The sequence below is a fragment of the Pseudomonas sp. MF6751 genome, assembly GCF_016613265.1.
In the GTDB taxonomy this organism is placed as follows: Bacteria; Pseudomonadota; Gammaproteobacteria; order Pseudomonadales; family Pseudomonadaceae; genus Aquipseudomonas; species Aquipseudomonas fluorescens_BV.
The window spans coordinates 36416-50920 of record NZ_JAENSV010000001.1; the positions used below are offsets into that span (position 1 = coordinate 36416).

The window sequence follows — 14505 nt, forward strand, 5'->3', positions numbered from 1 at the left end:
GGGGGCTTATCAGGCGCGGGCATGCTCGTTGACCCACGGGCGTACCCTCCTACACTTATCGGCCACGACGCCAAAAGGAATAGTCCGATGAAAGCTGTGCTGTGCAAAGCCTTCGGCCCCGCCGAAACCCTGGTGCTGGAAGAGATCGCCAGCCCGGCGATCAAGAAGAATGAAATCCTGTTGGACGTGCATGCGGCCGGGGTGAATTTCCCGGATACGCTGATCATCGAAGGCAAATACCAGTTCAAGCCGCCCTTTCCGTTCTCACCCGGTGGTGAAGCGGCAGGCGTGGTCTGCGAGGTGGGTGAGAAAGTCAGCCACCTGCAAGTCGGCGACCGTGTGATGGCGTTGACCGGCTGGGGCAGCTTTGCCGAGCAGGTCGCAGTGCCCGGCTATAACGTGCTGCCGATCCCGCCGAGCATGGACTTCAACACCGCCGCCGCCTTCAGCATGACCTACGGCACCTCCATGCACGCGCTGAAACAACGCGCCAACCTGCAACCCGGCGAGACCTTGCTGGTGCTTGGTGCGTCCGGCGGCGTGGGCCTGGCCGCCGTGGAGATCGGCAAGGCCATGGGCGCCCGGGTGATTGCCGCCGCCAGCAGCGCCGACAAGCTCGCAGTAGCCAAGGCGGCCGGCGCCGATGAGTTGATCAACTACAGCGAAGCCAGCCTCAAGGATGAGGTCAAGCGCCTGACCGATGGCAAAGGCGCCGATGTTATCTACGACCCGGTGGGTGGCGACCTGTTTGACCAGGCCATTCGTTCGATCGCCTGGAATGGTCGGCTGCTGGTGGTGGGGTTCGCCAGCGGGCGTATTCCTGAACTGCCGGTGAATCTGGCGCTGCTCAAGGGCGCAGCGGTGGTCGGGGTGTTCTGGGGCTCGTTTGCCCAGCGCCAGCCGCAGGATAACGCGGCGAATTTTCAGCAGTTGTTCACCTGGTATGGCGAGGGCAAGTTGAAGCCGTTGGTGTCACAGGTGTATCCGCTGGAACAGGCAGCACAGGCGATCAATGATCTGGGGCAGCGCAAGGCAGTGGGTAAAATAGTTGTCCAAACCCGATAACACACCTGAAATGCAATCCATGTGGGAGCTGGCTTGCCTGCGACAGCGGTGAGTCAGCTGCTACAGATGAAGCTGAAAGACCGTCATCGCAGGCCAGCCAGCTCCCACAGTAGTTACTTCGCGGTCTTAGGACCTAACCACGACCATCACTTATCTATAGGCGACATGTTCGTAAAAGAACATGCAATTGCTCTCGTTTCCTGTGTTTGCAGATAAGAGGCGATGCTATTTTCGGTAACGAAACTGTAACATTCGCATCCGCAGTCAAAACAAGAAATTTGGAGCTCTTGAATGTTTGCTTTCTTTCGTCCTGCCGCACACCAGGCGCCCCTGCCTGAAGAAAAAATAGACAGTACCTACCGACGGCTGCGCTGGCAGATCTTCGCGGGTATTTTCTTTGGTTACGCCGGTTACTACCTGCTGCGTAAAAACTTCTCCCTGGCCATGCCCTACCTGATCGACGAGGGTTACACCCGCGGTGAACTGGGCCTGGCGATGTCGGCGATCGCGATTGCCTACGGCTTGTCCAAATTCCTGATGGGCCTGGTGTCAGACCGCTCTAACCCACGCTACTTCCTGCCCTTCGGCCTGCTGGTTTCGGCGGGGGTGATGTTCATTTTCGGTTTCGCGCCTTGGGCAACGTCCAGCGTGACCATGATGTTCATTTTGCTGTTCATCAACGGCTGGGCCCAGGGCATGGGTTGGCCGCCAAGTGGGCGGACCATGGTGCACTGGTGGTCGCAGAAAGAGCGCGGCGGCGTGGTGTCCGTATGGAACGTGGCGCATAACGTCGGCGGTGGCTTGATCGGCCCGCTGTTCCTGCTGGGCATGGCGTGGTTCAACGACTGGCATGCGGCGTTCTATGTACCGGCCACCGTGGCCCTGGCGGTGGCGGCGTTTGCCTTCATCACCATGCGCGACACCCCGCAATCGGTGGGCCTGCCGCCTATCGAGAAGTACAAGAACGACTATCCGGAAGGCTACGACGCCAGCCACGAAGACGAATTCAGCGCCAAGGAAATCTTCGTCAAGTACGTGCTGCGCAACAAAATGCTCTGGTACATCGCCTTCGCCAACGTGTTTGTCTATCTGCTGCGCTACGGCGTACTGGACTGGGCGCCGACCTACTTGAAAGAAGCCAAGCACTTCACGGTCGATAAGTCGTCCTGGGCGTACTTCTTCTACGAATGGGCAGGTATTCCGGGCACGCTGCTGTGCGGCTGGATGTCGGACAAGATCTTCCGTGGCAACCGCGGCCTGACCGGTATCGTGTTCATGGCTCTGGTGACAGTGGCCACCCTGGTTTACTGGCTCAACCCGCCGGGCAACCCGATGATCGACATGATTGCGCTGTTCTCCATCGGCTTCCTGATCTACGGCCCGGTGATGCTGATCGGCCTGCAGGCACTGGAACTGGCTCCGAAGAAGGCCGCCGGCACCGCAGCGGGCTTCACCGGTCTGTTCGGTTATCTGGGCGGTTCGGTAGCGGCAAGTGCGGCCATGGGCTACACGGTTGACCATTTCGGCTGGGACGGTGGTTTCGTGCTGCTGATCAGCGCCTGTGTACTGGCGATCGCGTTCCTGATCCCTACGCTGTGGCACACCAACAGCGTCAGCTCGGCGCGTTAATCGCCCGGGCAACCCTTGGCACAACGCTTGAGCCGCGCCTCCAGGTTTTTATCTGGCATGGCGTGGCTACGCAGGGCGTTCACGGTCTGCTCGACATAATCGCGAGTGGTACCGTAACGCCCGCAAGCGCTTTGCAGTACATGGTTAAGCACGATATCGGGCAAGTTGCCGGCATAGCTGGGCAAATGCCGCTCCAACACAAACCCCAACGCCTGCACGGTACTGCCATCCTGTAACCGACAGCTGAGCCAGTGCGGCCGGTAAGAGGGGTAAGGCATTTCGCGCTGCCACAGGGCGTAAAGCGAAGCCTCCAGCTGATCTTCCGGCAAGCGGTAGGCGAATCCGCTGCAGGAACCACCGCGATCCAGGCCGAACACCAACCCCGGCAACTCCGGCGTACCCCGATGCTCATGGGACCACAGGTACAAGCCCCGGTGATAACCGTGGACCCGCGCCCGTACGCGTTCGGTGGATGAACATTCAGGGCGCCAGATCAGTGAACCATAAGCAAATAGCCACACCGGCCCGCCCTTATGCCGCGCCATGGTGGCTTGCATCGAGCTCATTAACTGTTCGTGTGTGAGTTGCGGCCCAAGATCGAGGCGCGGAGGGTAAGCCAATTGCAGAAGATCGGTTTCAATGGCGGTCATGGCGAAATGCGGTGCGCCTCCTGAGTGTTACCAGTTGTGAGCGACTTTACCGTAATAAAACGCAGCGCTGTAACCGTACGGCGAAAAAGCTCCACTGGGCATTAATCAACGCCGCCACTCGTCAGGATCTGGACGGTTAATCCCGCTACTGTCAGCCCCGGTTCAGCCTGGGCGGGCGCCATGCCGTCAAACTAGCGCGCACATAACGACCCACTTAGCCGTTCATTACATCGACTATCGAGGTCGCCCCATGAAAAAATTTAGATTGCCTGGGCTGTTGTTCCTGGCCCAAGCCACCACCGCGCTGGCGGGCGAAACCCCACCCGCCAACGACGACAAAGGCTTCTGGTACGCCCAGACCAGCGTCTACACCCGGCACTTCGCCCCCGACCCCGAGCACAACAACAAGCAGGACTTGATCGGCCTGGAACGCAACGAGGCGTCGGGCCTGTTGTACGGCGGGGTGACTTTTCGCAACTCGTTCCGCCAGCGCTCGTACTACGCCTATGCGGGCAAGCGCTATGACCTGGCCGAGTATCCGGTGTATGCAAAATTGACCGGCGGGCTGCTTCAGGGCTATCGCGGCGAGTACCGCGACAAGATCCCGTTGAACCGATTCGGTGTGGCGCCGGTGATCATTCCGTCGGTGGGCGCGCATTACGGGCCGGTGGCGGCGGAGTTGGTGTTGCTCGGGTTCAACGCGGCAATGGTGACAACTGGCGTGCGCTTCTGACACGACACTGTCCCCTGTGAGAGCTGACTTGCCTGCTCCTACATTATTCAGCGCAAGGCTTCAGGGCCTTGGGGCGTAGGCGAAGACGTCGGCGCGCATCCGGTGCGCATCCATGCCGGCGTTGACCAGTGCGTCCAGCGTGCCGTAGATCATCGCCGGCGAACCGCTGGCGTAAACGTGCACGCTATTGAGGTCGGCAATGTCTTCGCACACTGCCTCATGCAGCAAACCACAGCGCCCTTCCCAGCCACACAGGTCGCTGACGACTTTGTGCAGGAACAGGTTGGGTAATTGCCGCCATTGATCCCAATGCTCGATTTCGTAGAAATCTTCCGGCAGACGCACGCCCCAATACAGATGCACCGGGTGCTTGAAGCCTGAAGCGCGGCAATGCTCGATCAGGCTGTTCATCTGCGCCATGCCGGTGCCAGCGGCCATCAGTACCAGTGGTCCGTCTGGCAGTTCAGCCAGATGAGTGTCGCCAAACGGCAGCTCGACGCGCGCCATCTGGTTACGCTGCAACTGCTCGATGAGGCTGCGCGCACTGGCTTCCCGCGCCAGTACATGCAACTCCAACTCACGCCCGGCATGGGGCGCCGAGGCCAGGGAAAACGCTGACTTTTCGCCGTTGTCCCGCTCGATCATCAGGTATTGCCCGGCGTGGTAACGCACCGCCTTGCCAGCCGGGGCGCGCAGGCGCACACGCCACACATCGCCACCCACTTGCACACACTCGATCAATTGGCACGACAATTTGCGCAACGGCAACTCTCCCGGCGCCAGAACGCCATCCCACAGCACCACACAATCCTCCAGGGGCTCGGCGATACAGGTGTAGAACTCACCATGATCGCGCACTTCCCCGGCTTGCTGTACGCGGCCCTCCACCAGCAACGCCGCGCAGACATGGCACACGCCATTGCGACAGGCTTGGGGGCACTCATAGCCCAGGCGGCGTGCGCCTTCAAGGATTCGCTCGCCAGGAGCCAGCTCCAGCACAGCACCGGAAGGTTGCAGGGTTACACGCATCAATCTATTCCCAATTCTTTCCAGATCGCATCGACCCGCGCAGTGACGGCTTCATCCTTGACGATCACCCGGCCCCACTCACGCGTGGTTTCGCCCGGCCATTTATGCGTGGCATCCAGGCCCATCTTTGAGCCAAGGCCCGATACCGGCGACGCGAAGTCGAGGTAGTCGATGGGCGTGTTGTCGATCATCACCGTATCGCGCTTGGGGTCCATGCGCGTGGTGATGGCCCAGATCACGTCGTTCCAGTCCCGGGCATTGATGTCGTCGTCGGTGACGATAACGAACTTGGTGTACATGAACTGTCGCAAAAACGACCACACACCGAGCATTACCCGCTTGGCATGCCCCGGATACGACTTCTTCATGGTCACGATGGCCATGCGGTACGAACAGCCCTCGGGCGGCAGGTAGAAGTCGGTGATTTCCGGGAATTGCTTTTGCAGGATCGGCACGAACACTTCGTTGAGCGCCACGCCGAGGATGGCGGGCTCATCGGGCGGACGACCCGTGTAGGTGCTGTGGTAGATAGGCTTGACCCGATGGGTGATGCGCTCGACGGTGAACACCGGGAAGCTGTCGACTTCGTTGTAGTAACCGGTGTGGTCGCCGTAGGGGCCTTCATCGGCCATTTCACCTGGGTGAATCACGCCTTCAAGGATGATTTCGGCGGTGGCCGGCACTTGCAGGTCATTACCGCGGCACTTCACCAGCTCCGTGCGATTACCGCGCAACAAACCGGCGAAAGCGTACTCGGAGAGGCTGTCAGGTACGGGCGTGACCGCGCCGAGGATGGTCGCCGGGTCGGCACCCAGGGCCACGGATACCGGGAACGGCTTGCCGGGATGCTTTTCGCACCACTCACGGAAGTCGAGGGCGCCGCCACGGTGGCTCAGCCAGCGCATGATCACTTTGTTACGGCCAATGACTTGCTGACGGTAGATACCGAGGTTCTGGCGGTCCTTGTTCGGGCCTTTGGTGACGGTCAGGCCCCAGGTGATCAACGGGCCGACGTCGCCGGGCCAGCAGGTTTGCACCGGGAGCATGGCCAGGTCGACATCATCGCCCTCAATGACCACTTCCTGGCACACCGCGTCCTTGACCACCTTAGGGGCCATGGCAATGATCTTGCGGAAGATCGGCAGCTTGGACCAGGCGTCCTTCAAGCCCTTGGGCGGCTCGGGCTCCTTGAGAAAAGCCAGCAGCTTGCCGATCTCGCGCAGTTCGCTGACGGACTCGGCGCCCATGCCAAAGGCCACGCGCTCGGGAGTGCCGAACAGGTTGCCCAGCACCGGAATATCGAAGCCGGTCGGGTTTTCGAACAACAGCGCCGGGCCCTTGTTGCGCAAGGTGCGGTCGCAAATCTCAGTCATTTCCAGCACCGGAGAAATCGGCATCTGGATACGTTTCAACTCTCCGCGCTGCTCAAGTTGCTGCACGAAATCCCGAAGATCCTTGAATTTCATTAACCATGCCACCCGTAAAATAGGCGTACATCCTACCTGCTCTGAGGGCGGCTGGCAGCTTAATTGGCCGTCAATCCGCGTGATTGCAACGAACTGAACAACGGCTCCAGGAAGGCTTCGATGTGTCGCGCGCCGACGTCTGAAAGGTGGTTATCGTCGGTATACAGCGCTCGGCCATTGAGTTCGACCCGGCATAGACCGTCGGTGCCACACAGCAAAGGTGCAGGGTCCAGCACCGCGACACCGCTGTCGGCCGCCGCCAACTCATCAAACAAGTGCGTGATAAAAGCCTGGCGCTTTACATGCTCGGCCACGGCGAGCCCTTCACCGTCCACGGGGCGGTTCATCATGGCCAGGCGGCTGAGACGGTAAGGTACGATGATTTCCTGCAGCGGCACTTCCTTGACCAGCCAGACCTTGTGCCCGGCAGCGCGCAAGCCCTGGATGCGCTCGCGCAGGCCCTGGGCAAAGCGTTGTTCGGCGACGGCACGCACATACTGGCCGGTGCCCGGGTCTTTGAGCGCATGCTCCTTGTCGCCGGACATTTGCCCGTACACATACAGGCTCCAGCGGGCGGCCAACACCACATCGCTGAAAGTCTGCTCGGACATGGCCTTCTCGACGCGACGATTGAAATGCGCGCAGCGGGCAATATTCTCCAGGCCATCGAGGGGAATACAGCCGGCAAAACTGGCTTCGACCAGGCTGATATCGTGGCGATCAGCGCCCTCTTTAAGTGCAGGTATCAGCGCAGTGGCGTGACTGTCGCCCCATACCAGCGCTGAAACAGATTGGCCTTTCGGGCCGAAATGGCAGAACAAGCGTTCATCGGGCGTATCTTTGTCGGCCATGCACGCCAGCAGGTCAGGGCTCCACTTCTTGGCCTGGGCAAAACGCAACGCCTGTTCGGACAAGCGCGAAGGCACGCCGTCAGCTTCGCGTATCGCAAGGCCAGTGAAGCCCAGCCCCAGAATGCCGACCATGGCTGACGCCAGAATCGCCTTACGCGAAGCCAGCAAACGCTTTTCCCGGAACGGCGTTTCCACGAAGCGCCAGGACAGATAGCCCAGCACCAGCGAAAGCAGCATCAGCCCCGCCAGCTCCAGCGCGCTCAAGCCATCTACCGCGGCATAGTTGGCGTACACGAACACCGGCCAGTGCCAGAGGTACCAGGAATAAGAGATCAGCCCGATACCCACCATGATCCGTGTGCCCAACAGGCGAGCGACCCAGGTCTGTTGCTGACCGTTGGCCCAGATCAACCCGACCACCCCCAGCACGGGCAACAACGCGGTCGCACCTGGGAACGGCGTTTTCGCGTCGTAGCCCAGCACAGCGATGAGGATCAATGCCAGGGAAGCCAGGCTGACCCCTTGAGCCAAGGCCGGCGAGGCGCGCCATTCACGCTTGGGCTGCACCGCCAGCATTGCACCGGCCAGTAGTTCCCAGGCCCGCAGGTGCAACAGGAAGAAGGCTTTCTGCGGCTCATGCTGAACCGCCCAGACGCTCATGCCAAACGACACCAACAGTACCGCGAACAATGCCAGGCGCCAGTGCTTCAACCGACTGGAAAGCAACGTCAGCAGCAATGGGAAGAAAATATAGAACTGCTCTTCTACTGCAAGCGACCAGGTATGCAGCAAGGGCTTGATGTCGGATGAGGCATCAAAGTAGCCATGCTGACGCGAGAACAACAGGTTCGACGTAAAGGTCACCTGATAGTGCGCAGACCGCCCTAACTCCTCATAGTCCTTGGGCGCCAACAGAAACCAACCCACTGCCAGTGTCGCGGCGATCATCACAAACAGGGCCGGCAAGATACGCCGGGCTCGACGAGCCCAGAAGTCGATGAAGCTGAAGCGCCCAGCTTGACGCTCACGCCAGATAATTGACGTGATCAGGAAACCTGAGATGACGAAGAAGACGTCAACGCCAACAAAACCGCCAGTAATGCCAGGGACACCAAAGTGGAACAACACGACTGCAAGGACAGCAATGGCACGCAGGCCATCGATGTCTCTGCGGTAAGCAAGGGTGGTCATAAGAATGTGGTCAGTCTGCGACGAAAGGGATGAGCGAAGTCACGCGTCAATTTTTGTTACTTAACGGATACTTATGCCACAAAAATCGCAGAATCTCGACGCAAAAAAAATGGCGCCCCATTAAGGACGCCATTTTTTTGGACCTGAAACGCTGTATTACTTGCGTTTCATCGACAGGAAGAACTCGTCGTTGGTCTTGGTGGTTTTCAGCTTGTCGATCAGAAACTCGATGGCCGCGACTTCGTCCATCGGGTGCAGCAGCTTGCGCAGGATCCACATACGCTGCAGTTCGTCGTCTGCGGTCAGCAACTCTTCGCGGCGGGTGCCGGAGCGGTTGATGTTGATCGCCGGGAACACACGCTTTTCAGCGATGCGGCGGTCCAAAGGCAGTTCCATGTTGCCGGTACCCTTGAACTCTTCGTAGATCACTTCGTCCATCTTCGAGCCGGTTTCAACCAGCGCGGTGGCGATAATGGTCAGCGAGCCGCCTTCTTCGATGTTCCGCGCAGCGCCGAAGAAACGCTTTGGTTTCTCCAGGGCGTGGGCATCGACACCACCGGTCAGCACCTTGCCGGAGCTCGGGATCACGGTGTTGTAGGCACGGGCCAGACGCGTGATGGAATCGAGCAGGATCACCACGTCTTTCTTGTGCTCGACCAGGCGCTTGGCCTTTTCGATCACCATTTCGGCAACCTGCACGTGGCGGGTTGGCGGCTCATCGAACGTCGAGGCAACCACTTCGCCGCGCACGGTGCGCTGCATTTCGGTCACTTCTTCCGGACGCTCATCGATCAACAGCACGATCAGATGAACTTCAGGGTTGTTACGTGCAATGTTCGCGGCGATGTTCTGCAGCATGATGGTCTTGCCGGCTTTCGGCGGTGCGACGATCAGGCCACGCTGGCCTTTGCCGATCGGAGCGCAGAGATCGATCACACGACCGGTCAAGTCTTCGGTGGAGCCGTTACCGGCTTCCATCTTCATGCGCACAGTCGGGAACAGCGGGGTCAGGTTCTCGAAGAGAATCTTGTTTTTCGCGTTCTCTGGGCGGTCGAAGTTGATCGTGTCGACCTTGAGCAGGGCGAAGTAACGCTCGCCTTCCTTCGGAGGACGGATCTTGCCAACGATGGTGTCACCAGTGCGCAAGTTGAAGCGACGGATCTGGCTCGGCGAGACGTAGATATCGTCTGGGCCGGCGAGATAGGACGCGTCTGCAGAGCGGAGGAAGCCGAAGCCGTCCTGGAGGATCTCCAGCACGCCATCACCGGAGATTTCCTCGCCGCTTTTCGCGTGCTTCTTGAGCAGGGAGAAAATCACGTCCTGCTTGCGCGAACGGGCCATATTTTCTATGCCCATTTCTTCGGCCAATTGGAGCAGGTCGGTAATCGGCTTTTGCTTGAGTTCAGTCAGATTCATATAGGAATGACGTAATCATTTATGGAGGGGGGAAATTAAGCTTTTGGCTTAATGAGGCCGCGCCGCAGAGAAGGCGACAGGATCGCGTACTAATCGAAAAGGAATGCGTCGGCGACGGCTTGCAGGGGGCAGTGGAGAAACCACTGCGGGGCCGAATGTACCACCTGGATTTCGGAGCGTCTAGCCCTGCTTTACGAAAAAGCCCCGCTATTTGCGGGGCTTTTTTGACGACGCTTAGATGTTCGCGTCGAGGAAAGCTTGCAACTGGGACTTCGACAGCGCGCCCACTTTAGTCGCTTCAACATTGCCGTTCTTGAACAGCATCAGCGTAGGAATACCACGTACGCCATGCTTGGCCGGAGTTTCCTGGTTGTCGTCGATGTTCAGCTTGGCAACGGTCAGCTTGCCTTCGTAGGTGGTTGCAATGTCGTCCAGGACCGGAGCGATCATTTTGCAAGGGCCGCACCATTCAGCCCAGTAGTCAACCAGCACCGGGCCGGCAGCCTTGAGTACTTCGGCCTCAAAGGTCGCGTCGGTGACGTGCTTGATAAGATCGTTGCTCATGGATGTCTCCGGATTGTAAGCAAAAAAAACGTTGCCCATCATAGCCGCCCTTCCCCTGTTCAGGAAGCCGCGTCTGATTGAGTCTTGCTATGAAGTTGAATGAGTGTGGGTATGACCCCACTCACGACGTAACGGGCGTCACGAACGCAATGCCCGTGCGCAACGCAGCATTACGTATATGTTCCTGCATGGTTTTCTGCGCCGTCGTACTGTTGCGGCGGGCCAGGGCACGCAGGATCCTGCGATGTTCCTGCCAGGTTTCCATGGCCCGCTCCGGCCGGATGAACGGTAGTTTCTGACTCTCCAAAAACACCTCGGCACTGGCACTGAGGATACTCACCATTGCCTGGTTACCGCTGGCCAGCAGAATGCACTGGTGAAATTCGAAGTCCAGGCGAGCGGCCGCTTCGAAGTCACCCGCCTTGAGCACTCTGTGCATGGCTTCGACATTATCCTCCAGGCTGTCCAGCGCCTCGATGGTCAGTGTCATTGCTGCCAACCCCGCCGCAAACCCCTCCAATGCGTAGCGCAGTTGGAAGATATCCGGCGGCGTAACCTGCGCCGCGAAGGGCCAGGCAAACCCTGGCGCTTCTTGCACGTCCTGCACGAACACGCCCTTGCCCGGCTGCACACTGACCACGCCCAAGGCGCTAAGCGATGACAGCGCCTCACGCAACGAAGCCCGGCTCACCCCCAATTGCAGGGCCAGGTCGCGCTGGGACGGTAACGCATCGCCCGGCCCGAAGCCTTGCTCCTTGATGAGTTTGCGGATGGCCTGCAAGGCCGCTTCCGGTACGGCTTGGGCAATGGAATTCATAAAAAGCACAGGTTCCCGATAGCTGCGTGACCCGTTGTAAAACTATTTATGGCCGGCTGCAAGCCACGCCCCAAAGGGGCTCGCAGCTTTTTGTCAGCGCTCGAAAAGGGTGCGAAAACCCTGGTAACTGTTCAGACCAGTAAGACCTGTGCATCTCAATAAACATCAGCCTTGCAGACGATCCGAACGGTGCTGGCATGGGCTGTGCACTGGGCAAACTCAGAAAATTCCTTCGCCTTTTTCGGAGAGTTGCCATGACCAAGCGCTACAGCGCCCTGCTCACTGCCCTGTTTGCCAGCCTGATGCTGAGCCAGGCACCCGCCCAGGCGAATGGTCTGGATGACATCGTCGCTCGTGGCACCCTGAAGGTTGCCGTCCCCCAGGACTTTCCGCCGTTTGGCTCGGTCGGCCCTGACATGCAACCCCGTGGCCTGGACATCGACACCGCAAAGCTGCTGGCCGACCAACTCAAGGTCAAGCTGGAACTGACCCCGGTGAACAGCACCAACCGCATCCCGTTCCTCACCACCGGCAAGGTCGACCTGGTGATTTCCAGCCTGGGCAAGAACCCCGAGCGCGCAAAGGTCATCGACTTCTCCAACGCCTACGCGCCGTTCTACCTAGCCGTGTTTGGGCCGCCTGACTCCGCCATCACCAGCCTCGACGACCTCAAGGGCAAGACCATCAGCGTGACCCGTGGCGCCATCGAGGACATCGAGCTTACAGCGGTCGCGCCCAAGGAAGCCACGATCAAGCGCTTTGAAGACAACAATTCCACCATCGCCGCCTACCTGGCCGGCCAGGTCGACCTGATCGCCAGCGGCAACGTGGTCATGGTGGCCATCAGCGAACGCAACCCCAAACGCGTACCCGCGCTGAAGGTGAAGCTCAAGGACTCGCCGGTGTACGTGGGCGTGAACAAGAACGAGCCGGCGCTGTTGGAAAAGGTCAACCAGATCCTGGTCGCGGCCAAGGCTGACGGTAGCCTGGAGAAAAACGCCATGCAGTGGCTCAAAGAACCGCTGCCTGCCGACCTCTGACGCGGAGCTCAACGATGGCCTATCAATTCGACTTTGTGCCGGTGCTGGCCAATACCGACCTGCTCCTGCGTGGCGCGCTGTTCACCCTTGAGCTGACGGCCATTGGCGCCCTCCTCGGCGTGGCACTGGGAACCGTCGGCGCCGTGGTAAGGGCGTGGAAGATCCAGCCGTTCGCGTGGCTCTTTGGTGTGTATGTCGAGTTGATCCGCAACACGCCGTTCCTGGTGCAACTGTTCTTTATCTTCTTCGGTCTACCGTCCCTGGGGTTGAAAATCACTGAATGGCAAGCCGCCGTGCTGGCGATGGTGATCAACCTGGGGGCGTACTCCACCGAGATCATCCGTGCGGGTATCCAGGCCATCCCTCGAGGGCAACTGGAGGCGGCCGCGGCGCTGGCAATGACGCGCTTTGAAGCGTTTCGCCATGTGGTGCTGCTGCCGGCCCTGGGCAAGGTGTGGCCAGCCCTGAGCAGCCAGATCATCATCGTGATGCTCGGCTCGGCGGTGTGTTCGCAGATCGCGACTGAAGAGCTGAGCTTTGCCGCCAACTTTATCCAGTCGCGTAATTTCCGTGCCTTTGAAACCTATGCCCTGACCACCCTGGTGTACCTGTGCATGGCGCTGATGATTCGCCAGTTGCTCAACTGGATCGGCCGACGGTTTGTCATGAGGAACAGCCGATGAGTGATTTTTCGTTCTGGGACATCGTGCGCAACCTGCTTACCGGCCTGCAATGGACGCTGCTGCTGTCGCTAGTGGCGTTTGTGGGCGGCGGCCTGATCGGCTTACTGGTGATGACCCTGCGCATCAGCCGCAAAGCGTTCCCACGCAACATTGCCCGCACCTATATCGAACTGTTCCAGGGCACGCCACTGCTGATGCAGCTGTTCCTGGTGTTTTTCGGCGTTGCCCTGCTCGGCGTGGACATATCGCCCTGGCTGGCAGCGGCGATTGCGTTGACCCTGTTTACCAGCGCTTACCTGGCTGAAATATGGCGCGGCTGCGTCGACTCAATTGCCCACGGCCAATGGGAAGCCTCGGCCAGCCTGGCCCTCAACCCGCTTGAACAACTGCGCTACGTGATCTTGCCCCAGGCGCTACGTATTGCTGTCGCGCCGACAGTGGGCTTCTCGGTGCAGGTGGTCAAAGGCACCGCCGTGACCTCGATCATCGGCTTCACCGAACTGACCAAGACGGGCGGCATGCTCGCCAACGCCACCTTCGAACCCTTCATGGTCTATGGCCTGGTGGCCCTCGGTTACTTCCTGCTTTGCTACCCCTTGTCCCTCAGTGCGCGCTACCTGGAAAGGAGACTGCATGCCTCTGCTTAGAATTTCCGCCCTACATAAGTATTACGGCGATCACCACGTGCTCAAGGGCATCGACCTGACGGTGGACGAAGGCCAGGTGGTGGCAATCATCGGCCGCAGCGGCTCGGGCAAGTCCACCTTGCTGCGCACCCTCAATGGTCTGGAGTCGATCAACGACGGCGTCATCGAAGTCGATGGTGAATACCTCGACGCGGCCCGCGCCGACCTGCGCAGCCTGCGGCAGAAGGTCGGCATGGTGTTCCAGCAATTCAATCTGTTCCCGCACCTGACCGTGGGCGAGAACGTGATGCTGGCGCCGCAAGTGGTGCAGAAGGTGCCAAAGGCCAAAGCGGTGGAGTTGGCAAAGCAGATGCTGGAACGGGTAGGCCTGGGCGAGAAGTTCGACGCTTTCCCTGATCGACTGTCCGGTGGCCAGCAACAGCGAGTCGCCATTGCCCGCGCACTGGCCATGTCACCCAAAGTGCTGCTGTGCGATGAAATCACATCGGCCCTGGACCCGGAGTTGGTCAATGAAGTGCTCAGCGTGGTGCGCCAACTGGCTAAAGACGGCATGACCCTGATCATGGTGACCCACGAAATGCGTTTTGCCCGGGAGGTTGGGGATAAGCTGGTGTTCATGCACCAGGGTAAGGTGCATGAAGTGGGCGATCCGAAAGTGCTGTTTGCACATCCGCAATCTGCCGAGCTGGCAAACTTCATCGGCAGCCATGGATCACCTGCCTGA

General features: G+C 59.6%; 14 protein-coding genes. 7 read left to right on the forward strand and 7 right to left on the reverse strand.

The window, feature by feature from the left end; genetic code table 11:
* The first annotated feature begins 87 nt into the window (after positions 1-87).
* Both JJD66_RS00195 and glpT read left to right on the forward strand, forming a co-directional pair.
* Positions 88-1065 carry an NADPH:quinone oxidoreductase family protein gene (locus JJD66_RS00195; protein ID WP_198715834.1) on the forward strand — a complete coding sequence of 326 codons (978 nt, stop codon included), beginning with the start codon at positions 88-90 and terminating at the stop codon, positions 1063-1065.
* 291 nt (positions 1066-1356) lie between these two features.
* Positions 1357-2694: a glycerol-3-phosphate transporter gene (gene glpT, locus JJD66_RS00200; RefSeq protein WP_032894604.1), complete on the forward strand. Its 1338-nt coding sequence runs from the start codon at positions 1357-1359 to the stop codon at positions 2692-2694.
* On the opposite strand, the gene JJD66_RS00205 is transcribed toward glpT, so the two are convergent.
* Positions 2691-3344, reverse strand: a complete 654-nt coding sequence (locus tag JJD66_RS00205; protein WP_054895996.1) for a gamma-glutamylcyclotransferase — start codon at positions 3342-3344, stop codon at positions 2691-2693. The two genes, glpT and JJD66_RS00205, sit on opposite strands and share 4 nt — an antisense overlap.
* Before the next feature lie 250 nt (positions 3345-3594).
* Here JJD66_RS00205 and JJD66_RS00210 point away from each other — a divergent pair, with 250 nt between their 5' ends.
* Positions 3595-4077, forward strand: a complete 483-nt coding sequence (locus JJD66_RS00210; protein ID WP_200647391.1) for a sn-glycerol-3-phosphate transporter — start codon at positions 3595-3597, stop codon at positions 4075-4077.
* Positions 4078-4137: 60 nt separating this feature from the next.
* Here JJD66_RS00210 and JJD66_RS00215 read toward each other — a convergent pair whose 3' ends face one another.
* The 6 genes from JJD66_RS00215 to JJD66_RS00240 all read right to left on the reverse strand — a co-directional run bounded on the left by JJD66_RS00215 (position 4138) and on the right by JJD66_RS00240 (position 11411).
* A complete protein-coding gene (locus JJD66_RS00215; RefSeq protein ID WP_200647392.1) occupies positions 4138-5106 on the reverse strand; it encodes a CDP-6-deoxy-delta-3,4-glucoseen reductase in 969 nt (322 codons plus the stop codon).
* Positions 5106-6572, reverse strand: a complete 1467-nt coding sequence (ubiD, locus tag JJD66_RS00220) for a 4-hydroxy-3-polyprenylbenzoate decarboxylase (protein ID WP_003195329.1) — start codon at positions 6570-6572, stop codon at positions 5106-5108. The genes JJD66_RS00215 and ubiD overlap by 1 nt, the downstream gene beginning before the upstream one ends.
* Positions 6573-6631: 59 nt before the next feature.
* A complete protein-coding gene (locus tag JJD66_RS00225) occupies positions 6632-8614 on the reverse strand; it encodes an acyltransferase family protein (protein WP_198715836.1) in 1983 nt (660 codons plus the stop codon).
* A 156-nt stretch (positions 8615-8770) separates the two neighbouring features.
* The gene (gene rho, locus JJD66_RS00230) at positions 8771-10030 is read right to left on the reverse strand and encodes a transcription termination factor Rho (RefSeq protein WP_003176825.1); all 1260 of its coding nucleotides are present in this window, start codon (positions 10028-10030) and stop codon (positions 8771-8773) included.
* Between the two features lie 234 nt (positions 10031-10264).
* Positions 10265-10594: a thioredoxin TrxA gene (gene trxA, locus JJD66_RS00235; RefSeq protein ID WP_034129019.1), complete on the reverse strand. Its 330-nt coding sequence runs from the start codon at positions 10592-10594 to the stop codon at positions 10265-10267.
* 121 nt (positions 10595-10715) lie between these two features.
* The gene (locus tag JJD66_RS00240; protein ID WP_105228926.1) at positions 10716-11411 is read right to left on the reverse strand and encodes a FadR/GntR family transcriptional regulator; all 696 of its coding nucleotides are present in this window, start codon (positions 11409-11411) and stop codon (positions 10716-10718) included.
* A gap of 254 nt (positions 11412-11665) precedes the next feature.
* Between JJD66_RS00240 and JJD66_RS00245 the strand changes: the two genes are divergently transcribed.
* The 4 genes from JJD66_RS00245 to JJD66_RS00260 are packed head-to-tail and all read left to right on the forward strand — an operon-like array spanning position 11666 to position 14505.
* On the forward strand, positions 11666-12451 hold the full coding sequence (locus JJD66_RS00245) for a transporter substrate-binding domain-containing protein (RefSeq protein WP_198715837.1): 786 nt from the start codon (positions 11666-11668) through the stop codon (positions 12449-12451).
* A gap of 14 nt (positions 12452-12465) precedes the next feature.
* Positions 12466-13134: an amino acid ABC transporter permease gene (locus JJD66_RS00250; protein ID WP_054896001.1), complete on the forward strand. Its 669-nt coding sequence runs from the start codon at positions 12466-12468 to the stop codon at positions 13132-13134.
* Positions 13131-13781: an amino acid ABC transporter permease gene (locus JJD66_RS00255; protein WP_073526089.1), complete on the forward strand. Its 651-nt coding sequence runs from the start codon at positions 13131-13133 to the stop codon at positions 13779-13781. The genes JJD66_RS00250 and JJD66_RS00255 overlap by 4 nt, the downstream gene beginning before the upstream one ends.
* Positions 13768-14505 carry an amino acid ABC transporter ATP-binding protein gene (locus tag JJD66_RS00260; protein WP_200647393.1) on the forward strand — a complete coding sequence of 246 codons (738 nt, stop codon included), beginning with the start codon at positions 13768-13770 and terminating at the stop codon, positions 14503-14505. Before JJD66_RS00255 ends, JJD66_RS00260 begins: the two co-directional genes overlap by 14 nt.

Coding starts and splice junctions, on each gene's coding strand:
- JJD66_RS00195 (WP_198715834.1), top strand. CDS start 88: ATGAAAGCTGTGCTGTGCAAAGCCTTCGGCCCCGCCGAAACCCTGGTG.
- glpT (WP_032894604.1), top strand. CDS start 1,357: ATGTTTGCTTTCTTTCGTCCTGCCGCACACCAGGCGCCCCTGCCTGAA.
- JJD66_RS00205 (WP_054895996.1), bottom strand. CDS start 3,344: ATGACCGCCATTGAAACCGATCTTCTGCAATTGGCTTACCCTCCGCGC.
- JJD66_RS00210 (WP_200647391.1), top strand. CDS start 3,595: ATGAAAAAATTTAGATTGCCTGGGCTGTTGTTCCTGGCCCAAGCCACC.
- JJD66_RS00215 (WP_200647392.1), bottom strand. CDS start 5,106: ATGCGTGTAACCCTGCAACCTTCCGGTGCTGTGCTGGAGCTGGCTCCT.
- ubiD (WP_003195329.1), bottom strand. CDS start 6,572: ATGAAATTCAAGGATCTTCGGGATTTCGTGCAGCAACTTGAGCAGCGC.
- JJD66_RS00225 (WP_198715836.1), bottom strand. CDS start 8,614: ATGACCACCCTTGCTTACCGCAGAGACATCGATGGCCTGCGTGCCATT.
- rho (WP_003176825.1), bottom strand. CDS start 10,030: ATGAATCTGACTGAACTCAAGCAAAAGCCGATTACCGACCTGCTCCAA.
- trxA (WP_034129019.1), bottom strand. CDS start 10,594: ATGAGCAACGATCTTATCAAGCACGTCACCGACGCGACCTTTGAGGCC.
- JJD66_RS00240 (WP_105228926.1), bottom strand. CDS start 11,411: ATGAATTCCATTGCCCAAGCCGTACCGGAAGCGGCCTTGCAGGCCATC.
- JJD66_RS00245 (WP_198715837.1), top strand. CDS start 11,666: ATGACCAAGCGCTACAGCGCCCTGCTCACTGCCCTGTTTGCCAGCCTG.
- JJD66_RS00250 (WP_054896001.1), top strand. CDS start 12,466: ATGGCCTATCAATTCGACTTTGTGCCGGTGCTGGCCAATACCGACCTG.
- JJD66_RS00255 (WP_073526089.1), top strand. CDS start 13,131: ATGAGTGATTTTTCGTTCTGGGACATCGTGCGCAACCTGCTTACCGGC.
- JJD66_RS00260 (WP_200647393.1), top strand. CDS start 13,768: ATGCCTCTGCTTAGAATTTCCGCCCTACATAAGTATTACGGCGATCAC.